The following is a 1387-nucleotide window of genomic DNA, read 5'->3' on the forward strand; positions in this document are numbered from 1 at the left end:
CGTGGTCGCGCACCTTCGCCGAGGCGAGGACCAGCGAGACGGCGGCGGCCAGCCGCGCCCCCTCGCCCTGCGCCACGGACGCGGTGCGCATCCCGCGCAGCGGACAGGGCCCCGCCTGCCGGCGTCCGCCTGCGGGCCGCTCGGCCTGAGCCTCCGTCAGAACCGAGACCAGCAAACCGTCGTAGTTCGTGACGACCCGGGCGAACTGCCCGTGATCCCCGCGCAGCGCCAGACACAGCCCGCACAGATGGGCCATCCACTGGGCCCGGAGCCCTTCGCCGAGCCGATGTCTGCAAGGCCGGACTATTCCGAACAAGGCCACTCCCCCGTACACCTGATGACGGTCCGTCAACAAGGCCGACACGCAGCGTCAACGCCCCCTTGACCACGTACGGCATCATCGTAACGAGCCGCCCCGCGCCCTCCCTCGTTCACCCGTACGCACCGTGCGTCACCCAAACGCCGTGAAGAATCATATTTCACTCACTGTCAGCAGCCGTACCCCGTACAGCCCTTGGGAACGCCGGGGCAACACGGTGTTGACTGTGCACCAGTACCGTCACGAAAACCCCGCGCGGCGGCTATCCACTTGGCGCCGTATCCGCATCATGGATGAACATTGGGATGCACAACGTGCGGAACGCAGAGGGAACCGCTGTGAGAGGAGGCGTCCATGGGATCGGTGCGCAAGGCGAGTGCCTGGCTTGGCCTCGTCGACGACAACGATGACGAGCGTTACTACGACGACGACTACGACGAGGGCCCCGAGCCCGCCGCAGGCGCGGCCGCCTGGGTCACGGACCCGCGAGTGAAGGTCGCCGCGGAGGAGGCCGAGGAGCAGGGCCGCCGGATCGGCACCGTGACCCCGGACAGCTTCCGGGACGCGCGCCGGATCGGCGAGATGTTCCGGGACGGGGTCCCGGTCATCATGAACCTCACGTCGATGGAGCCGTCCGACGCCAAGCGCGTCGTCGACTTCGCGGCGGGGCTCATCTTCGGTCTGCGCGGTTCGATCGACCGGGTCGCCAACCGGGTCTTCCTGCTGACCCCGGCCGACACGCAGATCGTCTCGGGCCGCGAGGCGACAAAGCAGCCGGATGGTTTCTTCAACCAGAGTTGAGGGGTGCGGCTGACAGGTCGCACCCGCCCCTGTTCTCATCGTCCAGCGCGGAGTCCACGGGCGGTGGGAGGGTGGACACGCTCGGCCGCGGGCCGGGCGCACCCCCCACCGACGCTCACACGAACGACGACTTCTCCTGGGACGGCCGACGCGGGGCCGCCGCCTCGGCCGGCGGCGCGTCGCAGTCCATGCGCCGCGGCAACCGCAGCGCGGCGAGCGCGCCCAGGAACAACAGCACGGCGCTGACGACCAGCGTCACGTGCAGCC

Annotated in this window: 2 protein-coding genes; one reads left to right on the forward strand and one right to left on the reverse strand. The window is 69.6% G+C overall.

Going from position 1 to position 1387, the window contains the following annotated elements; all coding sequences use genetic code 11:
• Window positions 1-316: DUF5685 family protein (locus tag G3I40_RS47315; RefSeq protein WP_239091897.1), on the reverse strand; the 316-nt coding region annotated here is incomplete at its 3' end.
• 357 nt (window positions 317-673) lie between these two features.
• Between G3I40_RS47315 and G3I40_RS22785 the strand changes: the two genes are divergently transcribed.
• On the forward strand, window positions 674-1120 hold the full coding sequence (locus tag G3I40_RS22785) for a cell division protein SepF (protein ID WP_164303990.1): 447 nt from the start codon (window positions 674-676) through the stop codon (window positions 1118-1120).
• Window positions 1121-1387 lie beyond the last annotated feature (267 nt).

Origin of the sequence: Streptomyces sp. SID14478 (assembly GCF_010548525.1) — a bacterium.
Classification (GTDB): domain Bacteria; phylum Actinomycetota; class Actinomycetes; order Streptomycetales; family Streptomycetaceae; genus Streptomyces.

Excerpts from the sequence above, each read along its gene's own strand:
- G3I40_RS22785 (WP_164303990.1), top strand. The coding sequence starts at position 674 with ATGGGATCGGTGCGCAAGGCGAGTGCCTGGCTTGGCCTCGTCGACGAC.